Genomic DNA, 23,308 nt, shown 5'->3' on the forward strand with positions numbered 1-23,308 from the left:
CCCTAACCATCATAGTTTACTTTGTCCACTCCGCTAACAGCTGCTAACTCCCCTAATAAACGTTGCAAAGATACTTTTGTTGTTAAGCTTAGGATAAGGTCTATTTCCATACCTTTATCATCAATAGAAGATAAAGATACATTCCTTATATCAATGTTATAACTTCCTATATGTGAAGCAATTTCTCCTAAAATACCCGGTCTATCCTGTACTTCTATTTTAACTTTTATAGTCTGTTTAGTAAATAGCAGTTTTTGTTCTAATTTAGAAAACACCATTAACACAACTACAATTAAAAAAGTAGTTGTAATCGCTATAGATATATAACCAAAACCTACTGCCATACCAGTTCCTGCTACGGCCCATAAACTAGCTGCTGTAGTTAACCCTCTTATCGAAGAACCTTCTTTCATGATTGTTCCTGCACCTAAAAATCCTATCCCACTCACAATCTGAGCCGCAATTCGACTAGGGTCCCCCACTTGATACATTTCATATACTTTCCAGGAGACGATGGTAATAAGTGCCGAACCTACACAAACTAACGCATGAGTGCGAAACCCCGCAGGGTGATTATTTATTTCTCTTTCTAAGCCAACAACACTGCCTAATATAATAGCTAACAAAAGTACGCCAGATAACTGTAGTACAGCCATAATTCCCTCCTTTACTCTATCAAAAAACCCTAGATTTAACTAGGGTTTTTTATATAATAGTGGACAATTTCCCAATACATTTTCATTCTGGCAACAAAGCCTTTTAAAACTCCTAACTTTTCCTCTTTCATGACATGGCTCATATCCGGCAACTGGACAACTTGTAGATTTATTTTATTATTTTCCACAAACCGAGTTAATGCTAACTCTACGCCAAACCTAGAAACGTCAAGATCGGAAACTTTGTGTAACAATTCTCTTTTAATTGCCCTCTGACCTGAAAGGTAAGGAGCAACTTTTTGCGCTAGATCAGTTGTCGCACGCCCCTGTGAAAATACCCCTAAAGTCATTAATGTATCACCCCTTAACACAGGTGATAATAAGCTTTCTACATGTGTATCTGTCAACCCTATTAAATCGGCATCTAAAAATAGTATAATGTCAGCACCACAACTTTTCAACCCCTCATTCATTGCCCCACCCTTACCTTTATTTTCAGTAAGTTCAATAACCCTAGCACCATTGTTTTTAGCGACTTGGGCAGTCTTGTCTGTAGACCCATCACTTACCACAATAACCTCTGATACATTTTTATTACCCTTTACCACCTTTACAACATTACCAATGGTTTTTTCCTCGTTGTAAGCTGGAATTATACATGTAGCTGACAAATTAATTTCCTCCTTTAGAAGTAACTATCTAAAGCTTCCACAACTTTTTCTGCATCAAGCAAAAGTTTGTCTTTACTTTGCCTATACTTAATTTCCACTTGATTATCTGCTGCATTTTTACCAACAATAATTTGCACTGGCACCCCAATAAGCTCGTGGTCTTTAAACTTAACTCCCACTCTTTCTTTACGGTCATCAATAATTACATCAAATTTATCTTTTAATTTATCATAAATATCCTCTGCTAGGTTTAACTGTTCTTCTTTTTTTACATTAACAGGAATAACGGAAACCTGAAATGGCCCTAAAGCTTTCGGCCAAATAATCCCGTCCTCATCATGGTTTTGTTCAATTACTGCTGCTAGTAGGCGATTAACACCTATTCCATAACAACCCATAAGAAGTGGCTTTTCTTTCCCGTCCTTGTCTAAAACTGTGGCATTTAGACTTTCTGAGTACTTTGTTCCAAGCTTAAAAATATGACCAACTTCAATTCCTTTTGAACTACTTAAAACCTCACCACAGCGTGTACATGATTCCCCCTCTTTTGCTGACCTTATATCGGCAATAATGTCAGGAGTAAAGTCGCGTCCTATATTGCAGTTTATTAGGTGGACACCCTTTTTATTACCACCTACAACAAAATTTCTCATCTTCTCAACTTCTTTGTCACAAATTATAGTAACGTCTTTTAGGTTTAATGGACCAGTAAATCCTGCTTCACTTTTAATCTCTTTGATTTCTTCTTCAGATGCAGGCTCTAACAAAGAAGTATCTAGTATAGTGTTAAGTTTTGTTTCATTTATCTTTTGGTCACCTTTTACTAAGGCCACAAACATTCTTTCATTATTTGTATAAACCCTAGCCTTTACTATATTATGAGGCAAAACGTTTAAAAAATCCGCCACCTCATCTATCGAACTAGCATTTGGGGTGTCAACTTGCTTTAATTCCTTAGGGGCCTCCTCAGACTTTATTGACGTGATTTTGCTAACAGCTTTTTCTAGGTTAGCTGCATATCCACATTCGGCACAATATATTATGTCGTCTTCCCCCACTTCGCTGATTACCATAAACTCATGGGAGTGAGATCCACCTATATTACCTGAGTCTGCCTCTACAACCTGATATTTTAAATCTAATCGTGACAATATACGTTTATATGCGTCAAACATCTTGTCATAACTTAGATCTAAGCCATCTTGGTCAATATCAAAACTATATCCATCTTTCATAATAAACTCGCGGCTACGCATTACTCCAAATCTCGGTCTTCTTTCGTCTCTATATTTGGATTGGATTTGATACAACGAAAGCGGAAGATTGCGATATGACCTAAGGTCGTTCCGAACTATATCTGTAAATATTTCTTCGTGGGTCGGCCCTAGACAAAACTCTCTATTATGCCTATCCTTAAGTCTAAACATCTCATCTCCATATTCATCCCATCTTTGAGACTCTTTCCATAACTCTGCAGGTTGTATAGCAGGTCCTAGGATTTCCAAGCTGCCTGCGCTGTCCATTTCTTCACGAATGATGTTTTCCACTTTTTTTAAAATCTTATAGCCTAACGGTAAGTAAGAATAAACTCCTGATGCTTGCTTTCTGATTAAGCCTGCCCTTAACATTAGCTGATGACTGACGGTTTCTGCCTCAGCAGACGCTTCTCTTAATGTAGGCAAGAAATATTTTGATGTTCTCATTATACTACCTCCTATAATAATAAAATCTCCTCCCTTAAACAGGGACGGAGATCCGCGGTACCACCCAGATTGACACATAATATGTATCCTCTTTGTTTGGCTATATAGCACCACCTATTTGACTCAGAAACTGGTTCAATAAGTTAGCGGATGGAGTTCTCAATCAACCTCCATTCCCTGTACCGCTTACCCTATTTACTATTTTCCATCAACGTCATGCAATATTTTGATGTATTATAACATTATCTTTCTATTTTGTCAATTTCTTTAAATAGCTCATCAAGCAGCTGCCCTGTAGGAACAGTCTTTAGGATATGTCCCTTTGAAAAAACAATTCCTTTTGACTTTCCTCCAGCGATACCAACATCTGCATCTTTAGCTTCACCAGGACCATTTACCACACAACCCATAACTGCAACTTTTATATCGCTTTTGTAATCTTTTAATCTTTCCAAAACCTTTTGAGATAAACTTTCAATATCCACATCACATCTACCACATGTAGGACAGGATACAACCTCTGTCTTTACTTTATTGGTAGGTAAATTTAGCGAGTGTAAGATTTCATATGCAACTTCCACTTCATTGATAGGGTCTGAAGTCAGCGAAACTCTTATGGTATCTCCTATCCCCTTGTATAAAAGGGTGCCAATACCTAGAGCAGATTTAACTGTCCCAGCTTGTAATAACCCGGCCTCTGTAACCCCTAAATGTAGTGGGTAATCAAGCTTTTCAGATATCTTTGTGTATGCCTCTATAGTGGTTACTACATCTGATGATTTTAATGAAATACATATATCGTTAAAATCGAGCTTTTCTAAAATTTCAACTTCTCTAAGGGCAGCTCTTACCATCTTCTCTGCTGTGCTAATGTCGTCTCTAACCGATAGATCTTGTGGAAGTGAGCCGCTGTTTACTCCTATGCGTATGGGAATTGACCCATCTTTTGCTTTTTCTACCACAGCGGTCACATACTCTTTTTTGCCAATATTCCCAGGGTTTATGCGCACCTTATCAACACCATTTTCTATAGCTAATAATGCCAGTTTATGGTCAAAGTGGATATCTGCCACTAAAGGAATGTTCGTTAATCTTTTAATCTCAGAAATCGCTTTAGCACTTGCTACATCAGGAACTGCAAGCCTGACTATCTGACAACCAACTTCTTTAAGTTTCGTTATCTGCCTTACAGTGCTATTAACATCAGCAGTCTTTGTGTTTGTCATAGACTGTATAACAATTGGGTTTTTGCCACCAATTTTTATTTCTCCAACTTTTATCTCTTTAGTTTTTCTTCTATTAATCATAATTCACCTCAGGAAAGTAGTCTCATAATATCATTAAACATCACTACGACAAATAGTAACAGCAAAAATAAAACACCAATAACATGGACAAAACCTTCCTTTTCAGGATCCACAGGCTTACCTCTAACGCCTTCTACTATAAGAAATACCAATCTGCTACCATCTAGCGCCGGTATTGGTAAAAGGTTTAAAATCCCTAAGTTTACACTTAGTACAGCTGTAAACATTATTAAATTTGCAATGCCAAATCTAACAGTTTCTCCTACTAGTGCCACTATTCCTACAGGGCCTGCAAGATCATCAATAGAGCCTTCGCCCCCAAAAAATAAATTTCTAAGCCCTTCAAATATAAGCCTACCGACCATAACGGTTTCAGAAAAACCGTAGGAGATTGATTCTATAAAGCCTAGCCTACTACGTGGAGGGGTTATACCAATAACACCTCTTTCACCTGTTTCATCATACTGAGGAACCACTGAAATAGACTTAGAAGTGCCTTCTCTTAATATATTAATATTTAAACTTTTATTTGGAGAGTCGCTTATAACTTCTACCATTTCCTCCCAAGTAGTTATTTCTTGTTGATTAATGCTTACTATTTCATCTCCTGAAAGAAAGCCAGCTTCATCGGCAGGTTCTCCCTGAACAACAGCTCCAATTTCTGGCTCATTTGTGGCTAAACCAAAAGCGAAGGCAACCAACATAAAAAGCAATATGGCCAGTATAAAATTCATAAACGGTCCAGCTAATACAAACATAAACCTCTCAAGCACAGACTTTGACTGCATACTTCCTTCTTTAGATCGTTCTTCTTCATCCTCACCTAAAACTCGAACGTATCCACCTAATGGAAACAACCTGATCGCATATAACGTTTCAGCTTTTTTAAACTTTGCTATGGCAGGACCAAACCCAATAGCGAAATCTTTGACGTGCATACCTACACCTTTCGCTACTAAAAAGTGTCCTAACTCATGTACCGTAATCAGCACACCTAAAACTATAGCAGCTACAACAATTGACATCTAATCACCCCTTTATTATTCCCAAGGTACATTCCCTTGCCCAACTATCTACCTCCAAAACTTCGTTTAAAGAGGGAGCGTAAATAGTTTTATGCTTAGAAAGAACTGTTCCTATAATCTTAGATATGTCTGTAAAAGAAATTTTACCACTTAAAAAAGATTCAACACAAACTTCATTTGCTGCATTTAAAACTGCTGGGTTACTTCCCCCTGTTTTAATAGCATCTATACATAAGGATAAACCATCGAATGTTTCATAGTCTGGTCTCTCAAAAGTTAAACTTTGAGAAAATAAATCTAATCGTTTAAAGTTATTTTTAAACCTTGATGGATATGAAAAAGCATAGCTGATAGCCATCCTCATATCAGAAGGACCCATCTGAGCAATTATATTTCCATCAGAAAACTCTACTGCGGAATGAATTATACTCTGCGGATGAACTACAACTTCAATTTTATTTAAGTCTATGTCAAATAACCACTTAGCTTCTATTACTTCTAACCCTTTATTTATCAAGGTAGCAGAGTCAATCGATATCTTATTTCCCATGCTCCAATTAGGGTGCTTTAAAGCGTCTTTTGGCGTTATTGTAGCGAGATCTTCTTTAGTTTTACCCCGAAATGGTCCTCCGGAGGCTGTTAAATATATTTTTTCTACAGAATCAATTTCATTATTCCCAATTGCCTGAAATATCGCCGAATGTTCACTATCGACAGGAAGAATTACGTTATCTGTTTGTTTTGCCAACTCCATAATTAAATGACCTGCTGTTACTAAAGTTTCTTTGTTAGCTAATGCCACTTTTTTATTAGCTTTTACAGCACTATAAGTAGGAATTAAGCCGGCAGTTCCAACAATTGCTGATAGCACAGTATCAACATCTTCGCATGATGCAGCATAAACAACTCCTGATTCCCCGCCTAAGACTTTAATATCAGTATCAGCGAGGCGATGTTTTAGCTCTAGTGCACTTTTCTCATCGTAAATGCCCACAACCTTAGGTTTAAACTTTCGAGCTTGCTCTTCGACCAAGGCAATATTTCTATTAGCAACTAAACTGTAAACAGATAAGTGCTTTGCTTTTTCTATTACTTCTAGTGCCTGTTTCCCCACTGAGCCAGTGGAGCCAAGTATCGCTATATTCATATTACATCACCTTCAATTTTAAATTATATAAAATAAAGAAAAAGTATGTACCCTAGAGGAACAACAAACAGTAGGCTATCTATTCTGTCTAATACTCCCCCATGCCCTGGCAAAATATTACCAGAGTCTTTTATGTTACATTTTCTCTTAATTGCTGACTCAAACAAGTCACCGGTTTGGGCAAGGACACTACCTAAAAAAGCGAGAATAAAAGCTTCGTGAAAATCTAAAATATCCAACTGATAATTCAAAGTTAGCACCACTAGCGTGCAAAGTGCTAACCCACCTAAAGCACCTTCGATAGTTTTTTTAGGAGAAATCGAAGGAATTAATTTGTTTTTCCCTAATGTTAAACCTACAAAGTATGCCCCTGTGTCTGTTACCCATGGTATCAATAGTATTATTAGCACATATAAAAAACCTTGGGACTGGTTTCTAACTATCCCTAACATCCATAAAGGCAGGTATATATACGGAATTGCCATAATTAAGTAAGAAAGCGTCTTGATTTTTTCCGTTTCAAAGTTGACAACCAGTAAGTATATCCCCACTAGCATGAAAAAAATGGTAAAAGCTACATATAAAGGGGTAGCGGTGAAAAAGGTTATAGCTCCGAAAATTGTTAGAGGAATAAGAACCGTGGTGGTTGCTAGCTTTAACATTTTAGCATACTCGTTAGTTGCTATTACAGCAGCGGTTAAAAGTAATAAATTTAATAAAATACCGCCATACCATACTAATAGTAAAAGCAAAGGGATACCAATTACTGCTGTACATATTCTTTTGCCCATCACTTCTTCCTCCCAAATATGCCGCCATACCTTCGATTTCTCTTTTGGTAAGTTTCGATAGCTTTTAAGTATTCTTTTTCACCAAAGTCTGGCCAAAGAGTTTCACAAAAATATAATTCACTATAGGCAATTTGCCAAAGTAAATAATTGCTTACCCTGGTTTCGCCACCAGGTCTGATTAGCAAATCAGGATCTTTTATTTTTGCCGTTTCTAAATATGTAGAAAAGCTTTGTTCATTTAAAGCTTCTAAATCAATTTTTCCCTCTTTAAACTCTAAGGCGATATTTTTAGTAGCCTCGATTATCTCATTTCTGCCACCATAATTTATAGCAAATATCACATTCAAACCTGTGTTGTTAGAAGTTTTGTCTTTAGCTCTATTTATTGCATCTTGAGTTTGTCTTGGTAATCTCGCCACATCCCCTATAGTGGTTATTTTGATGTTATTTTCATGAATTTCTTTTAGTTCTTCACCTAAAAACTCCACCGGTAGTTTCATCAAATAGTTAACTTCTTTTTCAGGTCTTTTCCAGTTTTCCGTTGAAAAGGCATATAATATTAAGTTTTTTACACCAATTTCGCCACTGACTTCGGTGATTTTCTTTAACGAATCTACCCCCCGCCTGTGACCCATTACTCTTGGCAAGCCTCTTTTTTTCGCCCATCTACCGTTACCATCCATTATTATAGCTACGGTTTCTGGCACATTTTTTGTATCGACTTTGTTGTTCATAAATGACAATTTTATTCCCCCCAAACTTAGTTCAGCCGGCAAAGATAGTGAATTTTCAATTAGCGCAGGATTGTTTTTCCCTCAGTAATTGTTGCTAAATTAGATAAATTAACCCTCCCTTATTAATAAAGGGAGGGTTTTTCTATCTTTGTTTTACTATATAAAGCAATAATTTATTGTTTCGCCTTATTTGCTTTACTACCCGCCACTTAAAAGGGTCAGCTTCTTGTTCATCTTCTAAGTTAATTAGCTCATATTCTATTTCTTTATGGACTAAAACCTTTGTTGCTTCCTGAAGGTTTAAAGCAAGTAAATTCAATAAATTACACCTCTAATATTTCTTCTTCTTTATTTTGTATAATTCTGTCAGCTTCTTTTATAAACTGGTCTGTGATCTTTTGGATTTCTTCCTGAGCTTTTCTGCTTTCATCTTCTGATATTTCATTATCTTTTTCTAGAGATTTCACCATCTCGTTACCGTCTCTGCGTACATTTCTAATAGCTACTTTTCCGTCTTCACCCTTTTGTTTAACATAGCGTACTAACTCTGATCTTCTTTCTTGGGTTAGAGCCGGTATTGCCAGCCTAATTACTGAGCCATCGTTACTAGGTGTTAAACCAAGGTCTGATTTTAAAATTGCTTTTTCTACTTCAGGAATAACTGTCTTATCCCATGGTTGAACTACTAACAATCTTGGTTCTGGAGTTGAAATGTTTGCTAGCTGGTTTAATGGCGTTTGAGCACCATAGTAATCTACTACTATTCGGTCAAGTAAGCTAGGCGTTGCTCGTCCAGCCCTTACTGAGTTTAACTCTGTTTGTAAAGATTCTACAGCCTTTTTCATTCTAGTCTTTAAGTCGGAATAAATATCGTTAACCATTATTCTCCCCCTTTACTATTGTACCTATTTTTTCTCCCATTACTGCCTTTTTGATATTGCCTTCTTTGTTTAACGCAAAGACAATAAGGGGAATATTATTATCCATACAAAGTGATGATGCAGTGGAGTCCATAACTCCAAGGTTTTTATTTAATACATCAATATAAGTCAATTCTTCAAACTTCTTAGCATCTGCATTTTTAAGTGGATCGCTGTCATATACGCCATCCACTTTACCCTTAGCTAGAAGTATTGTTTCAGCGCCAATTTCTGCAGCTCTTAATGCAGCTGTCGTATCGGTAGAGAAGTAAGGATTTCCAGTGCCAGCTGCAAAAATAACAACTCGTCCCTTAGCTAAATGGTTAATAGCTCTTCTTCTTATGTATGGTTCCGCTATTTGTCTCATTTCTATAGCAGTTTGTACTCTGGTTACTACACCAATAGATTCTAAGGCATCTTGTAAAGCCAAACTGTTAATGGTAGTTGCCAACATACCCATATAGTCTGCAGTTGCTCGTTCCATTCCTTTATGGCTTGCAGTGGCACCTCGCCATATGTTGCCACCGCCAACAACTATAGCTACCTCAGTGCCTATTTCTTTTACTTCCTTGATTTGAGTTGCTATTGATTTTAAAACTGAGCTATCTATGTTAGAGCCTTCTTGTCCAGCAAGGGCTTCACCACTTAGTTTTAAAATTATACGATTAAACTTAGGCATTTAAAAAATATCCCCCTTTTTGTTTCTAGATACTTGTTTGAAATTCCTTTATTTTTTTAAAAAAGAGCACTAAGGGGTGCTCTTTTTTAAAAAAATGTATTTAAATTAAACTTGAGCTGCTTTTTTTACTTCTTCTACAAAATCTTCTTCTTTTTTGTCTAAGCCTTCTCCAACTTCATATCTTACAAAACGGCGGATAGAAATATTCTCACCAATTTTAGCGATCTTCTCGGTCAATAACTCCTGAACAGTTTTGTCACCATCTTTAACAAACTCCTGTTCAAGTAGACATACTTCTCCATAATATTTATTTATACGTCCCTCTACCATTTTTTCAACTATATGTTCAGGCTTGCCCTCATTAAGGGCTTGATTTTTAAGAACTTCTTTTTCTCTCTCTATTTCTTCTTGTGGAACTTCTTCTCTTGAAATATATGAAGGGTTTGCAGCTGCTATTTGCATTGCAATATCATTCACAAATTGTTTAAACTCATCATTTTTTGCAACAAAGTCAGTTTCAGCATTTACTTCTACTAAAACACCGATTCGTCCATCTCCATGTATGTATGCCTCAACAACACCTTCAGCAGCCACTCTTCCAGATTTTTTAGCAGCAGCAGAAAGTCCCTTTTCTCTTAGGTAATCAACAGCCTTTTCCATATCTCCCTCAGTTTTAGTAAGGGCTTTTTTACAGTCCATCATTCCAGCACCAGTTTTTTCTCTTAGCTCTTTAACATGTTTTGCAGAAATCATATCTTAAATCCTCCCTTATAGTAATTATCTAGGTTTTAAAAAAAGGTAAGGGCCACAAATAACTACCCGTGGCATCTCCTTACCTTAAGCTTATTATTCTTGTTCCCCTTGTCTTCCTTCTATAACTGCATCAGCAATTTTAGTTGTAATAAGGGTAACTGCACGGATAGCATCGTCGTTACCTGGAATCACGTAATCAATTTCATCAGGATCACAGTTTGTATCCACAATAGAGATTACCGGAATGTCCAAGTTGCGGGCTTCAGCGATAGCTATTCTTTCTTTTCTTGGGTCTACTACAAAGATTGCATCAGGAGCTTTTTTCATTTCTTTGATTCCACCAAGGTTTCTCTCTAGCTTATCTCTCTCTTTTTTAAGGTTAATAACTTCTTTTTTAGGAAGTACATCGAATGTTCCATCTTCTTCCATTTTTTCTAGTTCTTTTAACCTATCGATTCTTTTGCTTATTGTGTCAAAGTTAGTTAACATTCCACCTAACCATCTTTGACTTACAAAATACATGCCTGCTCTTTTAGCTTGCTCTTCAACAGCCTCCTGAGCTTGCTTTTTAGTACCGACAAAAAGTACAGTACCTCCATTTGCTGCTACATCTTTTACATAGTTATAAGCAGCCTCCATTTTTGTAACTGTCTTTTGTAGATCAATTACATAAATACCATTTCTTTCTGTGAAAATGTACTCCGCCATCTTAGGGTTCCAACGACGGGTTTGGTGTCCAAAGTGTACACCTGCCTCTAAAAGTTGTTTCATTGAAATAATTGCCATTATAACTTCCTCCTTCCTGGTTTGCCTCCGCTCTTTAAAAGTGATCTAAACCATAAGGTCACCAGTATCACTAACGAGCGTGCGTTTTACAACATTAGTAGTATAACATATTCTTCATTTTTATACAATATAAATTTGTTTTAATTAAAATTAAGATTCATTGCAGGAACTACTTCATCATTTTCATTAAATATCACAGTTACCGGGATGGTAAAAAAAGACGTTGGTTTTAGCTGTATAATGTTATCATTGAAATGCTCAGTTAGCATTACCTCGGCGGTTGACTCAATATCAGCAGCGATGCTTTGGGCCAATTCATTTTCATCGATGTTGGCCAACAACTCTAACATTGAGTACTCAACATTTTGTTTAAAGTTTTTTTCCATAGACCCGACCATTTCTTCTGGAAGAGCAACTTTTAAGTCACCAATTTTTAAAAAAGCATCATTTATCTGACCACTCATGTGTTCATCTATAATACCTGGTATATCGCTTTGTGCTTGTTCTAAGTGTGTGGGTATCTGTTCTTTTGTTACTTCTGTAACCATCTCATTTACCTGTGGCAAAAGCTTTTCAAGATCAACTCTAACGGAAACCCCTAGACCATATGAAAAATATATGTACATAAATAAAGAACATAAAGTCGCTACGATTCCGCAGGCAAACCCTATGCATAAATTTGAAAAACTAATTTTCTTTAACATATTTATCCCCCCTATCAATTACTATTATAACTTCGAAGGGTAAAAATATGCTTATAAAGAAAATTAGTTTGACAAAATTTCAATTATATCTTTTATTTCCATAGTCTCTGTCATAAAAAAAGTTCCACGGTGAAGTTTTCTGCTCTTTTCTAAGCCTTGAGCTTCCGTTATAAATTTTTCTTCATCATTAATGATGTTTCGTTCTTTTAGGATTTGTGCAATTTGCTTTAATGAGCTTCCTTTTGGTATGTCAATTTTGTAATAGATGTCTTCTTCTTGTCTTCTAAAGTCATCTTCGACTTTCTTTAAAACTTCATCATATATTTCTTGTCTTATTTTTTCATTTTGTTCTTCCCAAATCATACCAAGTGACTTGGCTTGCAAAACAATCGTCTCCTCACTAACAAATAGAGGCATAGAACTTAAAGTGAGTACTGTATAAGATAAAAGTAACCCAATTCCAACTCCAATTAGAAGCTTATTCATTTATATCATTGCGCTCCTTTTCTAGTAAGCTAGCAATGATATTTATTTCTCCTACACCTCTACCTAAAATTTCTGCCACCTCATTTGTCGTTTTGCCATTATCTAAAAGTTCTATGACTTCACTATGTTTAGACTCTATTTTTCCTATCTTACTTCCTTTTGGAGCTTTAGAAGTCGACTTTAAAGAACGAAGATGTTGACTAAAGGCTGATTCTAAATCATCTAAGGCATCTACCTTTTTTTTATTCACTTCACTAAGCGCCTCTTCTTTTCTTTGCTCAAGCTGTAATGCTAAGCTCTCAAATACTCTTTTAAGCTCATCGACCTCTTGCTGGTTATCGTTTAGATTAAGATGAAACTCATTGTCTGTTTGCCTTTTTCTCACATAGGCGTAGAGTAAGGGTAAGATTATTAGCACAAGGGCAAAAAGCAAAATATAATGCTCTGACATAGTATGTTAACACCTTCTTTTGCTATATATTAATATCCACGTATTTCCCTTTGTTAGGGTCTATTGCAATAGAATCTTGTGATTGCTTTTTTGTCGAATCTTTACTTGTGACATTTTGATTTTTGCTGCTATTCTTTTTATCCTCTTTATCTTTGTGTTTAGCTTTAACGGATGGGCCATGCGCATTTTCATTTTTCTGAACTGTTTTTAGCTTCATGTGTGATAGTTGTGTAGTTTGCTGCTGCAATCCCAATTGATTCAACTGCTCCCCATAATTATTTATAAGCTTTCCTACTTTGCCACTTTTGGGAATTAACACCTGTAGGTCAATAGGTTTAAAACTCACAGCTTACCCTCCTATCACTATTTTATTGAGACTTCTCCGTCATAGCCTAAGTAAAACGTCGAGCTACTAGTGATGTCAGAAATATTTCTAGATTTGGATCCTATAATTATTTTCACTCCCGGGAAAACTCTCTCGTTAGCTTCTATAACTCCCTTTGATGCTTTTAGTTTAACGGTCAAATCATTATATTGATCGGTTAAGTCTTCAATTTCACGACGCAGAAAATTTAAAGTTGAATGAAACTTTTTATATAATTCTTGCTGTTCAGCACTTAATCCTCCAGGCATTTGCTGCTTCGTATTTAACAATTTTAACGCCTGCTGTGCTTTTTTAGCGCTACTTTTTTTCTCTTGTAGTGAATTTGCCACTTCTGTACATTTTTCCCGCAGCTCTGGATCAACACCGACTTCTAAGGAGGTTCTAGTCGCTAAATTAGAACCAATTACCTTTGCTGATATTTGCTTTCCAGCCCGTATTAGTCCTCCTACAATAAGGCCTTTTCCTTCTAAAACAGTAACTTTATCCTTGGCATAGATTTCGCTATGCATAATAGCATCTTTAACCACTACATTTGTAGATGACACTTTACAATTTTCGATATATCTAGTAGAAACTGTCCCTTTAGCGTCTATAATTCCTTTGTTACGCCCCTGAATACCGCCACTAACAGTTAGATTTCCGCTACAAATTATTGTTGAACTGTCAACTAATCCATTAATGGTTACATCTCCTTGGGCCCTTACTTCAAAACCGTCTCTAACACTTCCATTTACAACTACCGTTCCTATGAAATCGATATTGCCAGATGAAAAATCTACATCTCCGTCAATTTCAAGAAGCTCAAAAACATTGATACTGTCGTTAGCTAATGACAGCTTACCATCAATTTCTGAATATATTCTGGCATCTTCAGGGTTAAAATAAATATTTTTCCCGTTTGGGATTTTAGCCTCTTTTCCAGGTGTAGATGGTATTTCTTCTCCAAAAACATTGTATCCAGGTGTCCCTTTAGTCTCAGGAACAACTTCCGCTATAGGTGTATTTTTTTCAATGTTTGTAATTAAGTCTAAATTATAATAGTCAGCTGTTCCATCTTCTAACATCACAGGAGTTTTATCTTTTTTTTCTTCAGTTAGAAACTTTAAGTATCCGTCTTCTCCGTTTTGCGGTGCTTTTCCTTCTGCTATTAAAATTTTTTCTAAACCTGTTGCTGTTAAAACTTTTTCCTTTGTTTTAACCTCATCAAAGTTATAGGTGATATTTTGAGACTTAACCTCATTCACTATTTCATCTAAATCCTCTTTTGACATATCTATACCAGGCTTATTTAATTCTATATAAGCTTCTAGCAAATCAGATGAGACAGTAACTTTAAATTTCTGATTTTCATCCATTAAATTCCCTCCCTGTATTGCGACTATGACTTTTGAGCGATAGTAAAGAGCCTTCTTAGTCTTAACACTGCTTTAGCATGGATCTGGGATATGCGAGCTTCACTTAACTTTAAGATTTCCGAAATTTCTTTAAAAGTAAGCTCCTCGTTGTAATAAAGATTCAAAATCAATTTTTCCCTATCAGAAAGCTTATCTAAAACCTTAGCTAATAATTCTTGCTGCTGCTCCAATAAAAAAGCACTGTGAGGAGAAAGCTGCTTATCATCTTCTATGGTATCTTTTAAAAAAATTGTCCCTTCTTGTGTAGAAATTGGAGTATCTAATCTGAGCAAGATTTTTTGCCCAGCATATCTGGTGAGCTTTCTCACCTTCTCTGTTGATATCTCCATAGTTTCCGATATTTTTTCGTTAGTTAAAGGCTCATTAGTAGCAGATAGTTGCTCGATAGTATCTTCTAGCTCACTGATGCCTTTTAAAATATCTTTGGGTAACCATTGCTCTTTTCGAATAGCATCAATAATTTGCCCCTTTACTCTTGGAGTGGCGTATGTTTCAAACTTTACCCCTAAGTTTGGATCAAATTTTTCCATAGCGTCAATTAACCCAATAATGCCTAAGCTAGTTAGGTCTTCTTTGTCAAAACTACCAATCCTATAACCTGTCCAAATCCTATCTACAATAAACTTTACTAAGCTTATATAATTCAATAAAAGCTCGTTTTTTGCTTCTACAGAGCCATTTTTATAGCTCTTCCATAATTGTTCCCTCTCCATCAAGAACACCAACCTTAGATAGTCTTTTGATCACTTCCAATAGTGCGAATTATAAGGTGGAAATTATCTGTATCAAAAACTATTGTTCTTCCTTTATTTCCACCGGTATCCTCAGATATAATATTGATGTTCTGCTCTGCTAATAACTCCTTGACTGCTTTTACATTTCTAGCCCCAACTTTCATGATGTCGCTGCCACCACTAAATGTGAACATTTGAGCGCCACCTGCTATTTTTGCCTTCAGTTTTTTACAACCCTTTGCTTTTAGAGATTTAATTAGAAATTCCACTGCCGTATCTGCATATTTCCCAGCGCCAAATTCACTTACTTTTGAATTTACGCTGCTCGGTAGCATCACATGTGCCATGCCTCCAATTTTCAACTTTTCGTCATACATACATAATCCAATGCATGAGCCGAGACCAGTTGTTTTAAGCATCGTAGGAGCTGATGTTATTTTGACTTCTGACATCCCTACTTTTAAAACATCTGTCATTGTACAACTCCAAAGTGGTTCATCAACTCTGTTAAAGCAGAAGGCTCGGGTATAAATAAAAAATTTCCGGAAAAATCTTTTCCATCTCTATTAAAGGTCGTCTTTATCAATAGGGCTTTTTCACTCATATCACCTAGTTGAGCTAAAGGAATATTAATTATCGCCCCAGCCATATCTATGGCAAAGGCAGGCACTGTAGGAACCATTTTTTTTTGTGTAAAATCAGATATTGCAGAAATATAAGCTCCACACAAAATATTTCCTATCTCCATTAACATGGATTGGTTGTATGAATCTAAATCATCCCAGCTAGCAGTTTTGTTCTTACCAACACTTTGCAGTATAAAATCAACTGTCTCTAAAGGGAGCATAAGAAGCATATTACCTGGCAAAGAGCCATTGACCCTAAAATACATCGCGGCAACAGCTTCATCCCCTACAAACTCTAGTGAGTTTTCAAAACCAACTAGCTCCACTTCTGGAACGTTTAGCTCAACCCTATTGGAAATCAGCGTAGAAAAGGCAGTTGCTGCGTTTCCTGCGCCAATATTTCCAAGCTCCTTTAATAAGTCTTTTTGAAGGGGTTTTATTGATTTATTAAACACATTTTCCACCTCTAGTCAGTAATTTCCTGTAGCTTGACTATTTCTTCTTTTTTCAATATCTCTTGTAAGTCTAGCAAAATAATTAGTTTGTTTTCAAGCTTTCCTACTCCGTTTATAAATCTATTATCTATTGAGCCGATTACCGAAGGGGCTGGCTCAATGCTGTCGCTGTCTATGGAAATTACATCATTTGCCGCATCTACAATCAACCCTACCTCAACTTCTTCAATACTTACAACTATAATTCTAGTGTTGTCTGTTTTTTCTTTTTCATCAAGACCAAACCTTTTTCGCAAGTCAATTACAGGAACGATACTACCTCTTAGATTACAAACTCCTTCTACAAAATCTGAAGTTTTAGGAACTCTAGTTATTTCAAGCATTCTTTCAATTCCTTGGACGTTTAAAATATCAATCCCATAGCTTTCCTCACCTAGCTGAAAAATAACAAACTTTTGTTCTTGAGTAGACATATTTAAGTTCCTCCCTTAATTAAAAAGTGTATTAGTATCTAATATTAGCATAACTTTGCCATCACCAGATATAGTAGCTCCTGAAAACCCTGTCAAATCATTTAACAATTGACCTAGTGACTTTATAACTATTTCTTGCTGTCCAATTAAATCATCAACAAGAAGGCCTATTTGTTTATCTCCTTTTTTTACAATTACCAGCGAAACCTGTTCTAAGTTCTGATTTGAAGAAGTCCCTAGGACTGAGGATAGATTAACAATTGGCAGCACATTACCTCTGAACATGTATACCTCCTGATGCCCCACCTTCTGTATCTCGCTTCTTTCTATCGAAGCTGTTTCAACTACGGAACTAAGAGGTATAGCATATGACTCATTGGCAAGCTTTATTAAAAGTCCCTGTATAATTGCTAACGTCAAAGGTAGGTGGATGGTAAAGGTGCTTCCCTGCCCTTTTTGTGTATGTATTTCTATTCCGCCACCTAAGGATTCAATTGAAGTTTTAACTACATCTAGACCGACACCTCTACCAGATAGATCAGTTACAGCTTCGGATGTACTAAAACCAGGTTCAAATATTAATTGTAGGATTTGATGCTCATCAAGTTGCTCAGCGGCTACCTCATCAATGACTCCCTTTTTAATGGCAGTTGCTCTTATTTTATCTACGTCAATTCCCTTGCCATCATCACTAACTTCTATAAAAACTTCATTACCACTTTGGTAAGCTTTCAAAAGAATATTCCCTTCAAGTGTCTTGTTAGCAGCTTGACGTCCTTCAGTACTTTCTAATCCATGGTCTATTGCATTTCTAATAAGATGTACAAGTGGATCTCCTATCTCATCAATTATTGTTCTATCTAGTTCAGTCTCTTTACCGGTTATAGTTAGAGAAACCTTTTTGTTAAGCTCTTTTGCGGTATCCCTTACCATGCGTGGAAATCTATTAAAAACTCGTTCAACTGGAACCATTCGCAGGCTCATAACTACATTTTGTAGTTCAGTAGTGACACGATGCAAACCCTCTAACCCTTCATTTATGAGTTGTTTGTTCTCATTTTCTGTACTCTCATTTAAACTTGTTTTATTAATTACAAGTTCAGAAACCAGGTTCATAAGGGAGTCTAACCTCGTAGTATCAACTCGTATTGTAGAAACAGCTTTTACTTGTTGATTGGAGGTATCGGTTGCTTGTTTTTTTTGCTGCCCTTTTTGTTCGCTTTTCTTCTCGCTTGAAGGTTCTATGGATGGGGAGTCAACTTTATCATCGTTTAAATCTGTAATCAAAATACTTTGAATTTCCGGTGTTTTTTCTAATTCTAGAATTTTATTCTTTTCAGCCTTGGTCACAAACCAAAAAGTAAAGTTATTCTCGAAATTCTCCTCTTCTAAGTCTTCAATTGATGGTTGCGACTTTATAATTTCACCAAAGTTGTCTAAATCCTTATAGATCATAAAGGCCCTTGCAGACTTTAATAGACAACTGTCATCAAGAATTATTTCTAGCTTATACGTGTTGAAACCATCCTTTTGCGCATTATTTAAAACGGTCTGTTGATATTCATTTACACCAGTAGATTGCTTATTTAAAGTAGCATCTGCAATACTTTGACTGTCTTTTTCATCAATTTTATCCAAAATTGATGAATCAAGTTCAGGCTCTTCACCGTTTGAAAGTTTTTCTAGCCCCTCCTGAAGATTATCAAATGCTAAAAATAACACATCAGTGATCTTGTCAGTAAGTTCTCTGCTTCCGTTTCTTATTTCATCTAAAAGGTTTTCTATTCCATGGGTTAAATCTGCTATACTCTGAAAACCCATTGTAGCAGCCATGCCCTTTAAGGTGTGGGCAGCCCTAAATATTTCGTTAACAGCTTGCTTATCATTTTTATCATTTTCCAGCTTCAAAAGATTGTCACTAATTATTTGCAAGTTTTCTTCTGATTCTTCTAAAAAGATTGGTAAATAGTTCTCCAAATCCATTAAAAACACCCCCTGTTTGGTTATTCTCTACTGTTCCTTCTGTAAATGATTTATAAACCTTATCAATTTTGTTTCAGTTTTTTGATCTAAGTGCAAAAATTTAACTGCATAGTAATCAGCCATTTCCCTTTCTTCTTTTCTTACTACCCTAGATAAAAGTAATAATCTATCCTCTCTGGTCTTAAGTGCAATTTCAATTAAATGTCCCACTTCAAGATTACTTTTTGTATAAAAGGACAATCCTCCGCCGCTTATATCAGAAAGCTGACCAGCTAACGAGCTTGAAGTTACGCTTAAAGTTGTAGAATCTAATTTTACGAACTCAATTTCATGGCTTAAATTAACTCTAAAAAAAAATCGTTTTTCCATATAAATCCCCTTATCTTTTAAATAATGCTGATAAGAATCCTAATGGCGTTTTGGAATTAATAACCTTGCTTCCTGTAATACTTGCAGCTAGCTGATAAACCGATTTGCTAGAAGATGAAGCAGGGTACTCCTTTATGTATGGAACCTGTTTTCTTACAGCTTTTGTTACACTACTATCTTCAAATATATAACCTAAATATGTAGGTTTTGCTAACAAAAATTTCTGTGAAACAGTAATCAATTTATTAGCTGTTTCATACCCCTCTTGCACTGATATAACTTTATTAACTATAATCTGTATTTCTAGGTCCTTCGACTTTCTATAAAGCGACTTCATTAATGCATAAGCATCAGTTATTGCTGTTGGCTCTGGAGTTGTCAGTACAAGTACTCTGTCTGCTGATTGGCAAAAGTAGGAAATATTTGAAGATATGCCTGCTCCAGTATCAAAAATAATATAATCATACAATTTCAACTCAGTTATGTCAGTTGAGATTACATCCCTTTCCTTGCTGCTTAGTAGGAAATCATCTTTTGCCAACTCTCCACCTGCAATTATATCAACTTTTTCAGAAACCCTCATAATAGCTTGCTCTAGCGAACATTTCCCTTTTAGGTATTCCAGTAGAGAGTATGATGGGTAAACACCTAGGAGCAAGTCAGTATTTCCTAAACCTATGTCAACATCTATAATTAGAACCCTTTTAGAGGTGCTTGCCATTGCAAAAGCTAAGTTGACACAAGTGTTGCTTTTACCAACTCCTCCTTTTCCGCTAGTGATAGTAATTATTTCTGGTCTGTTTGCAGTATTGTTTTCTTTTTTTAAAACAGGAACTTTCTTCCTTTTTTTTACTTTTCCACTAACCATCTCTCTAAGCCTTTGAGCTTGATCCATTATAGTCACCTTCTAAAATTTTAGCTATAATTTCGTCGCTGCTAAAGGTTGAAATGTCATCTGGCACACTTTGGCCTGTGGTAACAAAGTAGATTGGCAGCTTAAATTCCAAAATCAAATTAAACAAATTACCATAAAAGTCAGCTTCATCTATTTTAGTAACCATAACCCCTTTTGGTCTGAAGGATTTATAGGATTCGAAAATTTTTCTTTGCTGCTCAAAATTAACAGTGAGGCTTAACACAAGCAAAGTGATGTTTACATTGTAAAAGTCGAAAAAAGATTTTTGTTCCTTAAGTTGTTCAAGGTTTTTATGACTTCTTCCTGCAGTATCGACAAATATATTGTCTTTGTCGGCAAAATGTTGCATTATTTCCTTAAACTGTGAAGAATTGTAGGCTACCTTAACCGGAACGTCTATAATATCACCATAAGTTTTTAGCTGTTCTGTCGCTGCTATCCTATAAGTATCAAGAGTTATAAGACCTACGTCCCTCCCCTCCGTTACAACTGCGTTAGCTGCAAGCTTAGCAATGGAGGTTGTTTTTCCGACACCTGTAGGTCCTACTAAAGCTATGGTTTTTGAATCATAAAATTCCGAAATGTTATCTTGAATAGGCTTTACTTTGCTCAGCATTAATTTTTTAAGCTCTGACTTTATATCCGTGTGGTTAAGGTGTTGCTCGGTAAGTTCAAAAATAATCTCTTTTGCAAAATCCTCTTTAACCCCGTTTTCCACAAGAAGATTATAATAGTCTTCAAATCTACCAGAAAACTGTCGATTTGAAAAGTTTTTTGTATCCTTTATTAATTTCGCAATTAGATGTCTATTTTCCTGCAATTCTTTCTTTATTTCTGTGTATTCAGAGGGAATTGTTTGGTGGGTTTCTTTTTGAAACGCCTGTACATTTGAAGTAGCATGTTTATTAGGATAACTTAAGCTGTGGTCTTTTTTCTCTAGGGCGGCTAAAACTTCAAAGTTTTTCTTTCCAAAAAAGCCTTTAAGCCCAGGAGCTTTTACTTTTGAAGTTTTTACTATAATAGCCTCTTTGCCTAAATCTCGTAGAATCAACGCCTTAGCTTCCGATAAACTACTTACATTATATTTCCTAATTTTCATATTTTCACCACCCCTACCGCTTGAATATCAAGCTTACTATCTAACTCATTAAAAGAGAAAACTGAGACTTGTGGAAAATTACTCTCAATAATCTTCCTAAAATATAGCCTTACAAGTGGAGCAGTTAAAACAATAGGCTGATAGCCTTTTGACGCTAAATCTTCGTAAGTCTGAGAAAAGTTACTGATAATATTTTGGGTGTTTTCAGGATCTATAGAAAGATAGTTACCTTGATCAGTTTGTTGAATTGAGTCGTTTATAAGCTGCTCTAGTTGCGGGTCCAAAGTTATAACTGGAACTGGCTGACCCAGCTCCTTTACCTGGTTAGATATTTGTCGCTGAAGCCCTTGTCTTCCATACTCAGTTAGCATATCTGTATCTTTTGTTAGAGGTGCATAATCAGCTAACTGCTCTAATATAGAGATTAAATCCTTAATACTTATCCCCTCACTTAACAAGTTACACAGTACCTTTTGTACATCGCCTATAGAAAGCTGGTTAGGAACCAGTTCCTCAACTACAGCACTATTTGTCTTTTTGACGTTGTCTAAGAGCGTTTTAACTTCCTGCCGGCCTAATAGCTCGTGACCATGCTGTTTTATAACTTCTGTCAGATGAGTGGCTATAATAGATGGCGGATCAACAACTGTATACCCAGAAGTTTCTGCTTTCTCCCTATCTTCTACGCTGATCCAAAGGGCAGGTAATCCAAAAGAAGGTTCGATGGTATCAATTCCTTTAATTTCTTCAGTTGCAGTGCCAGGATCCATAGCCATCAACTTTTCTGGTTGTATTTCTGCTCGCGCCACTTCCGCGCCTTTTATTTTTATTACATACTCATTTGATGGTAGTTGTATGTTGTCTCTAATTCTAACTATAGGCACAACAAGACCTAAGTCCATAGCACATTGCCTTCTGATCATTACCACTCTATCTAAAAGGTCTCCACCCTGCTCGGCATCAAATATGGAGATTAAGCCATAGCCAAATTCTAGTTCTAGAGGGTCTACCTGCAAAAGATTTAGCACAGACTCAGGTTTAGCCTCTTCAAGATCATCGCTAGTAGCAGCTGATTGTTGCTGGGCTAGTTCCTCTTCTTCTAGTTTCTTTTGAGATTGTTGAGAAAAGTACGCAATGACTAAAAATAAAGCAGCGATAATTATAAAAGGTATCGACGGCAACCCTGGAGTAATGGCAAAAAAGAAAAGTAGAGCAGCAATTATATACATAACCTTTGGGTTGCTAAATATCTGTCCTATAAAATCGTTTCCTAGACTATCTTCAGAAGCTGCTCTGGTTACAGTTATACCTGTTGCTGCAGAAATTAAAAGAGCAGGGATCTGGCTAACTAATCCATCCCCCACTGAAAGCAGCATAAAGGTGTTCATTGACTCTTGGAAGTCCAACCCATGGGTGATCATTCCTATAGCAAAGCCAGCACCAATGTTTATTAAAGTTATTATAATGCCAGCTATAGCGTCACCTTTTACAAACTTACTAGCTCCATCCATGGCTCCATAAAAGTCAGCTTCTCTTTGGATATCTTTTCTTCTTTTTTTTGCTTCCTGCTCTGTAATAAGACCAGCATTTAGATCTGCATCTATCGCCATTTGTTTTCCCGGCATGGCATCTAAAGTAAATCTTGCTCCAACCTCTGCCACCCTTTCAGCTCCTTTGGTAATAACAATAAACTGAATAATTACCAAAATAACAAAGACTATAAAACCGACCGCCGCATTACCACCTACAACAAAGTCTCCAAACGCTTCAATAACTTGACCAGCGTCCGCTTCGTTTAGTATTAGCCTTGTGGAAGATACATTGAGCGCTAAACGAAATAAGGTACTAAGTAGCAGTACAGATGGAAATATAGCAAACTCAAGTGGTTCTTTAATTTGCATAGTTGTTAGCAGTATGGTCAGTGCTAAGGAAATATTTACTACCAATAGTATGCTTAGCAAGTTTGGGTGTACTGGAATTATCATCATCATAATAATCAAAATTATAATGACAACAAAGCCATATTCAGCAATTTTCATT

General features: G+C 36.2%; 27 protein-coding genes. All 27 read right to left on the reverse strand.

Going from position 1 to position 23,308, the window contains the following annotated elements; all coding sequences use genetic code 11:
• Positions 1 to 2: 2 nt before the first annotated feature.
• Positions 3 to 656, reverse strand: a complete 654-nt coding sequence (locus PRVXH_RS06900) for an MgtC/SapB family protein (protein ID WP_353892055.1) — start codon at positions 654 to 656, stop codon at positions 3 to 5.
• Positions 657 to 691: 35 nt separating this feature from the next.
• Positions 692 to 1,327: a glycosyltransferase family 2 protein gene (locus PRVXH_RS06905; RefSeq protein WP_353892056.1), complete on the reverse strand. Its 636-nt coding sequence runs from the start codon at positions 1,325 to 1,327 to the stop codon at positions 692 to 694.
• Positions 1,328 to 1,341: 14 nt separating this feature from the next.
• Positions 1,342 to 3,030: a proline--tRNA ligase gene (locus PRVXH_RS06910; protein WP_353892057.1), complete on the reverse strand. Its 1,689-nt coding sequence runs from the start codon at positions 3,028 to 3,030 to the stop codon at positions 1,342 to 1,344.
• 242 nt (positions 3,031 to 3,272) lie between these two features.
• Entirely contained in the window at positions 3,273 to 4,334 is a 1,062-nt protein-coding gene (gene ispG / locus PRVXH_RS06915) for a flavodoxin-dependent (E)-4-hydroxy-3-methylbut-2-enyl-diphosphate synthase (RefSeq protein ID WP_353894555.1), read from the reverse strand.
• An 11-nt stretch (positions 4,335 to 4,345) separates the two neighbouring features.
• Positions 4,346 to 5,362, reverse strand: a complete 1,017-nt coding sequence (gene rseP, locus PRVXH_RS06920; protein WP_353892058.1) for an RIP metalloprotease RseP — start codon at positions 5,360 to 5,362, stop codon at positions 4,346 to 4,348.
• A gap of 4 nt (positions 5,363 to 5,366) precedes the next feature.
• The gene (locus tag PRVXH_RS06925; RefSeq protein WP_353892059.1) at positions 5,367 to 6,509 is read right to left on the reverse strand and encodes a 1-deoxy-D-xylulose-5-phosphate reductoisomerase; all 1,143 of its coding nucleotides are present in this window, start codon (positions 6,507 to 6,509) and stop codon (positions 5,367 to 5,369) included.
• Positions 6,510 to 6,532: 23 nt separating this feature from the next.
• On the reverse strand, positions 6,533 to 7,300 hold the full coding sequence (locus PRVXH_RS06930) for a phosphatidate cytidylyltransferase (RefSeq protein WP_353892060.1): 768 nt from the start codon (positions 7,298 to 7,300) through the stop codon (positions 6,533 to 6,535).
• Positions 7,300 to 8,034, reverse strand: coding sequence for an isoprenyl transferase (locus PRVXH_RS06935; RefSeq protein ID WP_353894556.1), 735 nt, complete (start codon positions 8,032 to 8,034; stop codon positions 7,300 to 7,302). The genes PRVXH_RS06930 and PRVXH_RS06935 overlap by 1 nt, the downstream gene beginning before the upstream one ends.
• Positions 8,035 to 8,176: 142 nt before the next feature.
• Positions 8,177 to 8,353: a hypothetical protein gene (locus PRVXH_RS06940; RefSeq protein ID WP_353892061.1), complete on the reverse strand. Its 177-nt coding sequence runs from the start codon at positions 8,351 to 8,353 to the stop codon at positions 8,177 to 8,179.
• A gap of 4 nt (positions 8,354 to 8,357) precedes the next feature.
• Positions 8,358 to 8,915: a ribosome recycling factor gene (gene frr, locus PRVXH_RS06945; RefSeq protein ID WP_353892062.1), complete on the reverse strand. Its 558-nt coding sequence runs from the start codon at positions 8,913 to 8,915 to the stop codon at positions 8,358 to 8,360.
• A complete protein-coding gene (pyrH, locus tag PRVXH_RS06950) occupies positions 8,908 to 9,633 on the reverse strand; it encodes a UMP kinase (protein ID WP_353892063.1) in 726 nt (241 codons plus the stop codon). The genes frr and pyrH overlap by 8 nt, the downstream gene beginning before the upstream one ends.
• A 105-nt stretch (positions 9,634 to 9,738) precedes the next feature.
• On the reverse strand, positions 9,739 to 10,386 hold the full coding sequence (gene tsf, locus PRVXH_RS06955; protein ID WP_353892064.1) for a translation elongation factor Ts: 648 nt from the start codon (positions 10,384 to 10,386) through the stop codon (positions 9,739 to 9,741).
• Between the two features lie 93 nt (positions 10,387 to 10,479).
• Positions 10,480 to 11,172, reverse strand: a complete 693-nt coding sequence (gene rpsB, locus PRVXH_RS06960; protein WP_353892065.1) for a 30S ribosomal protein S2 — start codon at positions 11,170 to 11,172, stop codon at positions 10,480 to 10,482.
• A 140-nt stretch (positions 11,173 to 11,312) separates the two neighbouring features.
• Complete coding sequence (locus tag PRVXH_RS06965; RefSeq protein ID WP_353892066.1) at positions 11,313 to 11,876, reverse strand: hypothetical protein; 564 nt, start codon at positions 11,874 to 11,876, stop codon at positions 11,313 to 11,315.
• Between the two features lie 63 nt (positions 11,877 to 11,939).
• Positions 11,940 to 12,362 carry a hypothetical protein gene (locus PRVXH_RS06970; RefSeq protein ID WP_353892067.1) on the reverse strand — a complete coding sequence of 141 codons (423 nt, stop codon included), beginning with the start codon at positions 12,360 to 12,362 and terminating at the stop codon, positions 11,940 to 11,942.
• Complete coding sequence (locus PRVXH_RS06975) at positions 12,355 to 12,813, reverse strand: hypothetical protein (protein ID WP_353892068.1); 459 nt, start codon at positions 12,811 to 12,813, stop codon at positions 12,355 to 12,357. Before PRVXH_RS06975 ends, PRVXH_RS06970 begins: the two co-directional genes overlap by 8 nt.
• Before the next feature lie 22 nt (positions 12,814 to 12,835).
• Positions 12,836 to 13,159, reverse strand: a complete 324-nt coding sequence (locus PRVXH_RS06980; protein WP_353892069.1) for a hypothetical protein — start codon at positions 13,157 to 13,159, stop codon at positions 12,836 to 12,838.
• 17 nt (positions 13,160 to 13,176) lie between these two features.
• Positions 13,177 to 14,553, reverse strand: coding sequence for a FapA family protein (locus tag PRVXH_RS06985; RefSeq protein ID WP_353892070.1), 1,377 nt, complete (start codon positions 14,551 to 14,553; stop codon positions 13,177 to 13,179).
• Between the two features lie 23 nt (positions 14,554 to 14,576).
• A complete protein-coding gene (locus tag PRVXH_RS06990) occupies positions 14,577 to 15,326 on the reverse strand; it encodes a FliA/WhiG family RNA polymerase sigma factor (RefSeq protein WP_353892071.1) in 750 nt (249 codons plus the stop codon).
• Between the two features lie 14 nt (positions 15,327 to 15,340).
• On the reverse strand, positions 15,341 to 15,823 hold the full coding sequence (locus PRVXH_RS06995; RefSeq protein WP_353892072.1) for a chemotaxis protein CheD: 483 nt from the start codon (positions 15,821 to 15,823) through the stop codon (positions 15,341 to 15,343).
• A complete protein-coding gene (locus tag PRVXH_RS07000) occupies positions 15,820 to 16,428 on the reverse strand; it encodes a chemotaxis protein CheC (protein WP_353892073.1) in 609 nt (202 codons plus the stop codon). Before PRVXH_RS07000 ends, PRVXH_RS06995 begins: the two co-directional genes overlap by 4 nt.
• Before the next feature lie 11 nt (positions 16,429 to 16,439).
• On the reverse strand, positions 16,440 to 16,901 hold the full coding sequence (locus PRVXH_RS07005; RefSeq protein WP_353892074.1) for a chemotaxis protein CheW: 462 nt from the start codon (positions 16,899 to 16,901) through the stop codon (positions 16,440 to 16,442).
• A 15-nt stretch (positions 16,902 to 16,916) separates the two neighbouring features.
• Positions 16,917 to 18,884 carry a chemotaxis protein CheA gene (locus PRVXH_RS07010; RefSeq protein WP_353892075.1) on the reverse strand — a complete coding sequence of 656 codons (1,968 nt, stop codon included), beginning with the start codon at positions 18,882 to 18,884 and terminating at the stop codon, positions 16,917 to 16,919.
• A 27-nt stretch (positions 18,885 to 18,911) separates the two neighbouring features.
• The gene (locus PRVXH_RS07015) at positions 18,912 to 19,253 is read right to left on the reverse strand and encodes a PilZ domain-containing protein (RefSeq protein WP_353892076.1); all 342 of its coding nucleotides are present in this window, start codon (positions 19,251 to 19,253) and stop codon (positions 18,912 to 18,914) included.
• Between the two features lie 10 nt (positions 19,254 to 19,263).
• On the reverse strand, positions 19,264 to 20,148 hold the full coding sequence (locus tag PRVXH_RS07020; protein ID WP_353892077.1) for a MinD/ParA family protein: 885 nt from the start codon (positions 20,146 to 20,148) through the stop codon (positions 19,264 to 19,266).
• Entirely contained in the window at positions 20,126 to 21,268 is a 1,143-nt protein-coding gene (gene flhF / locus PRVXH_RS07025) for a flagellar biosynthesis protein FlhF (RefSeq protein ID WP_353892078.1), read from the reverse strand. Before flhF ends, PRVXH_RS07020 begins: the two co-directional genes overlap by 23 nt.
• The gene (flhA, locus tag PRVXH_RS07030) at positions 21,265 to 23,307 is read right to left on the reverse strand and encodes a flagellar biosynthesis protein FlhA (protein WP_353892079.1); all 2,043 of its coding nucleotides are present in this window, start codon (positions 23,305 to 23,307) and stop codon (positions 21,265 to 21,267) included. Before flhA ends, flhF begins: the two co-directional genes overlap by 4 nt.
• Position 23,308: the final 1 nt, after the last annotated feature.

The organism is Proteinivorax hydrogeniformans, assembly GCF_040515995.1.
GTDB lineage: Bacteria > Bacillota > Proteinivoracia > Proteinivoracales > Proteinivoracaceae > Proteinivorax > Proteinivorax hydrogeniformans.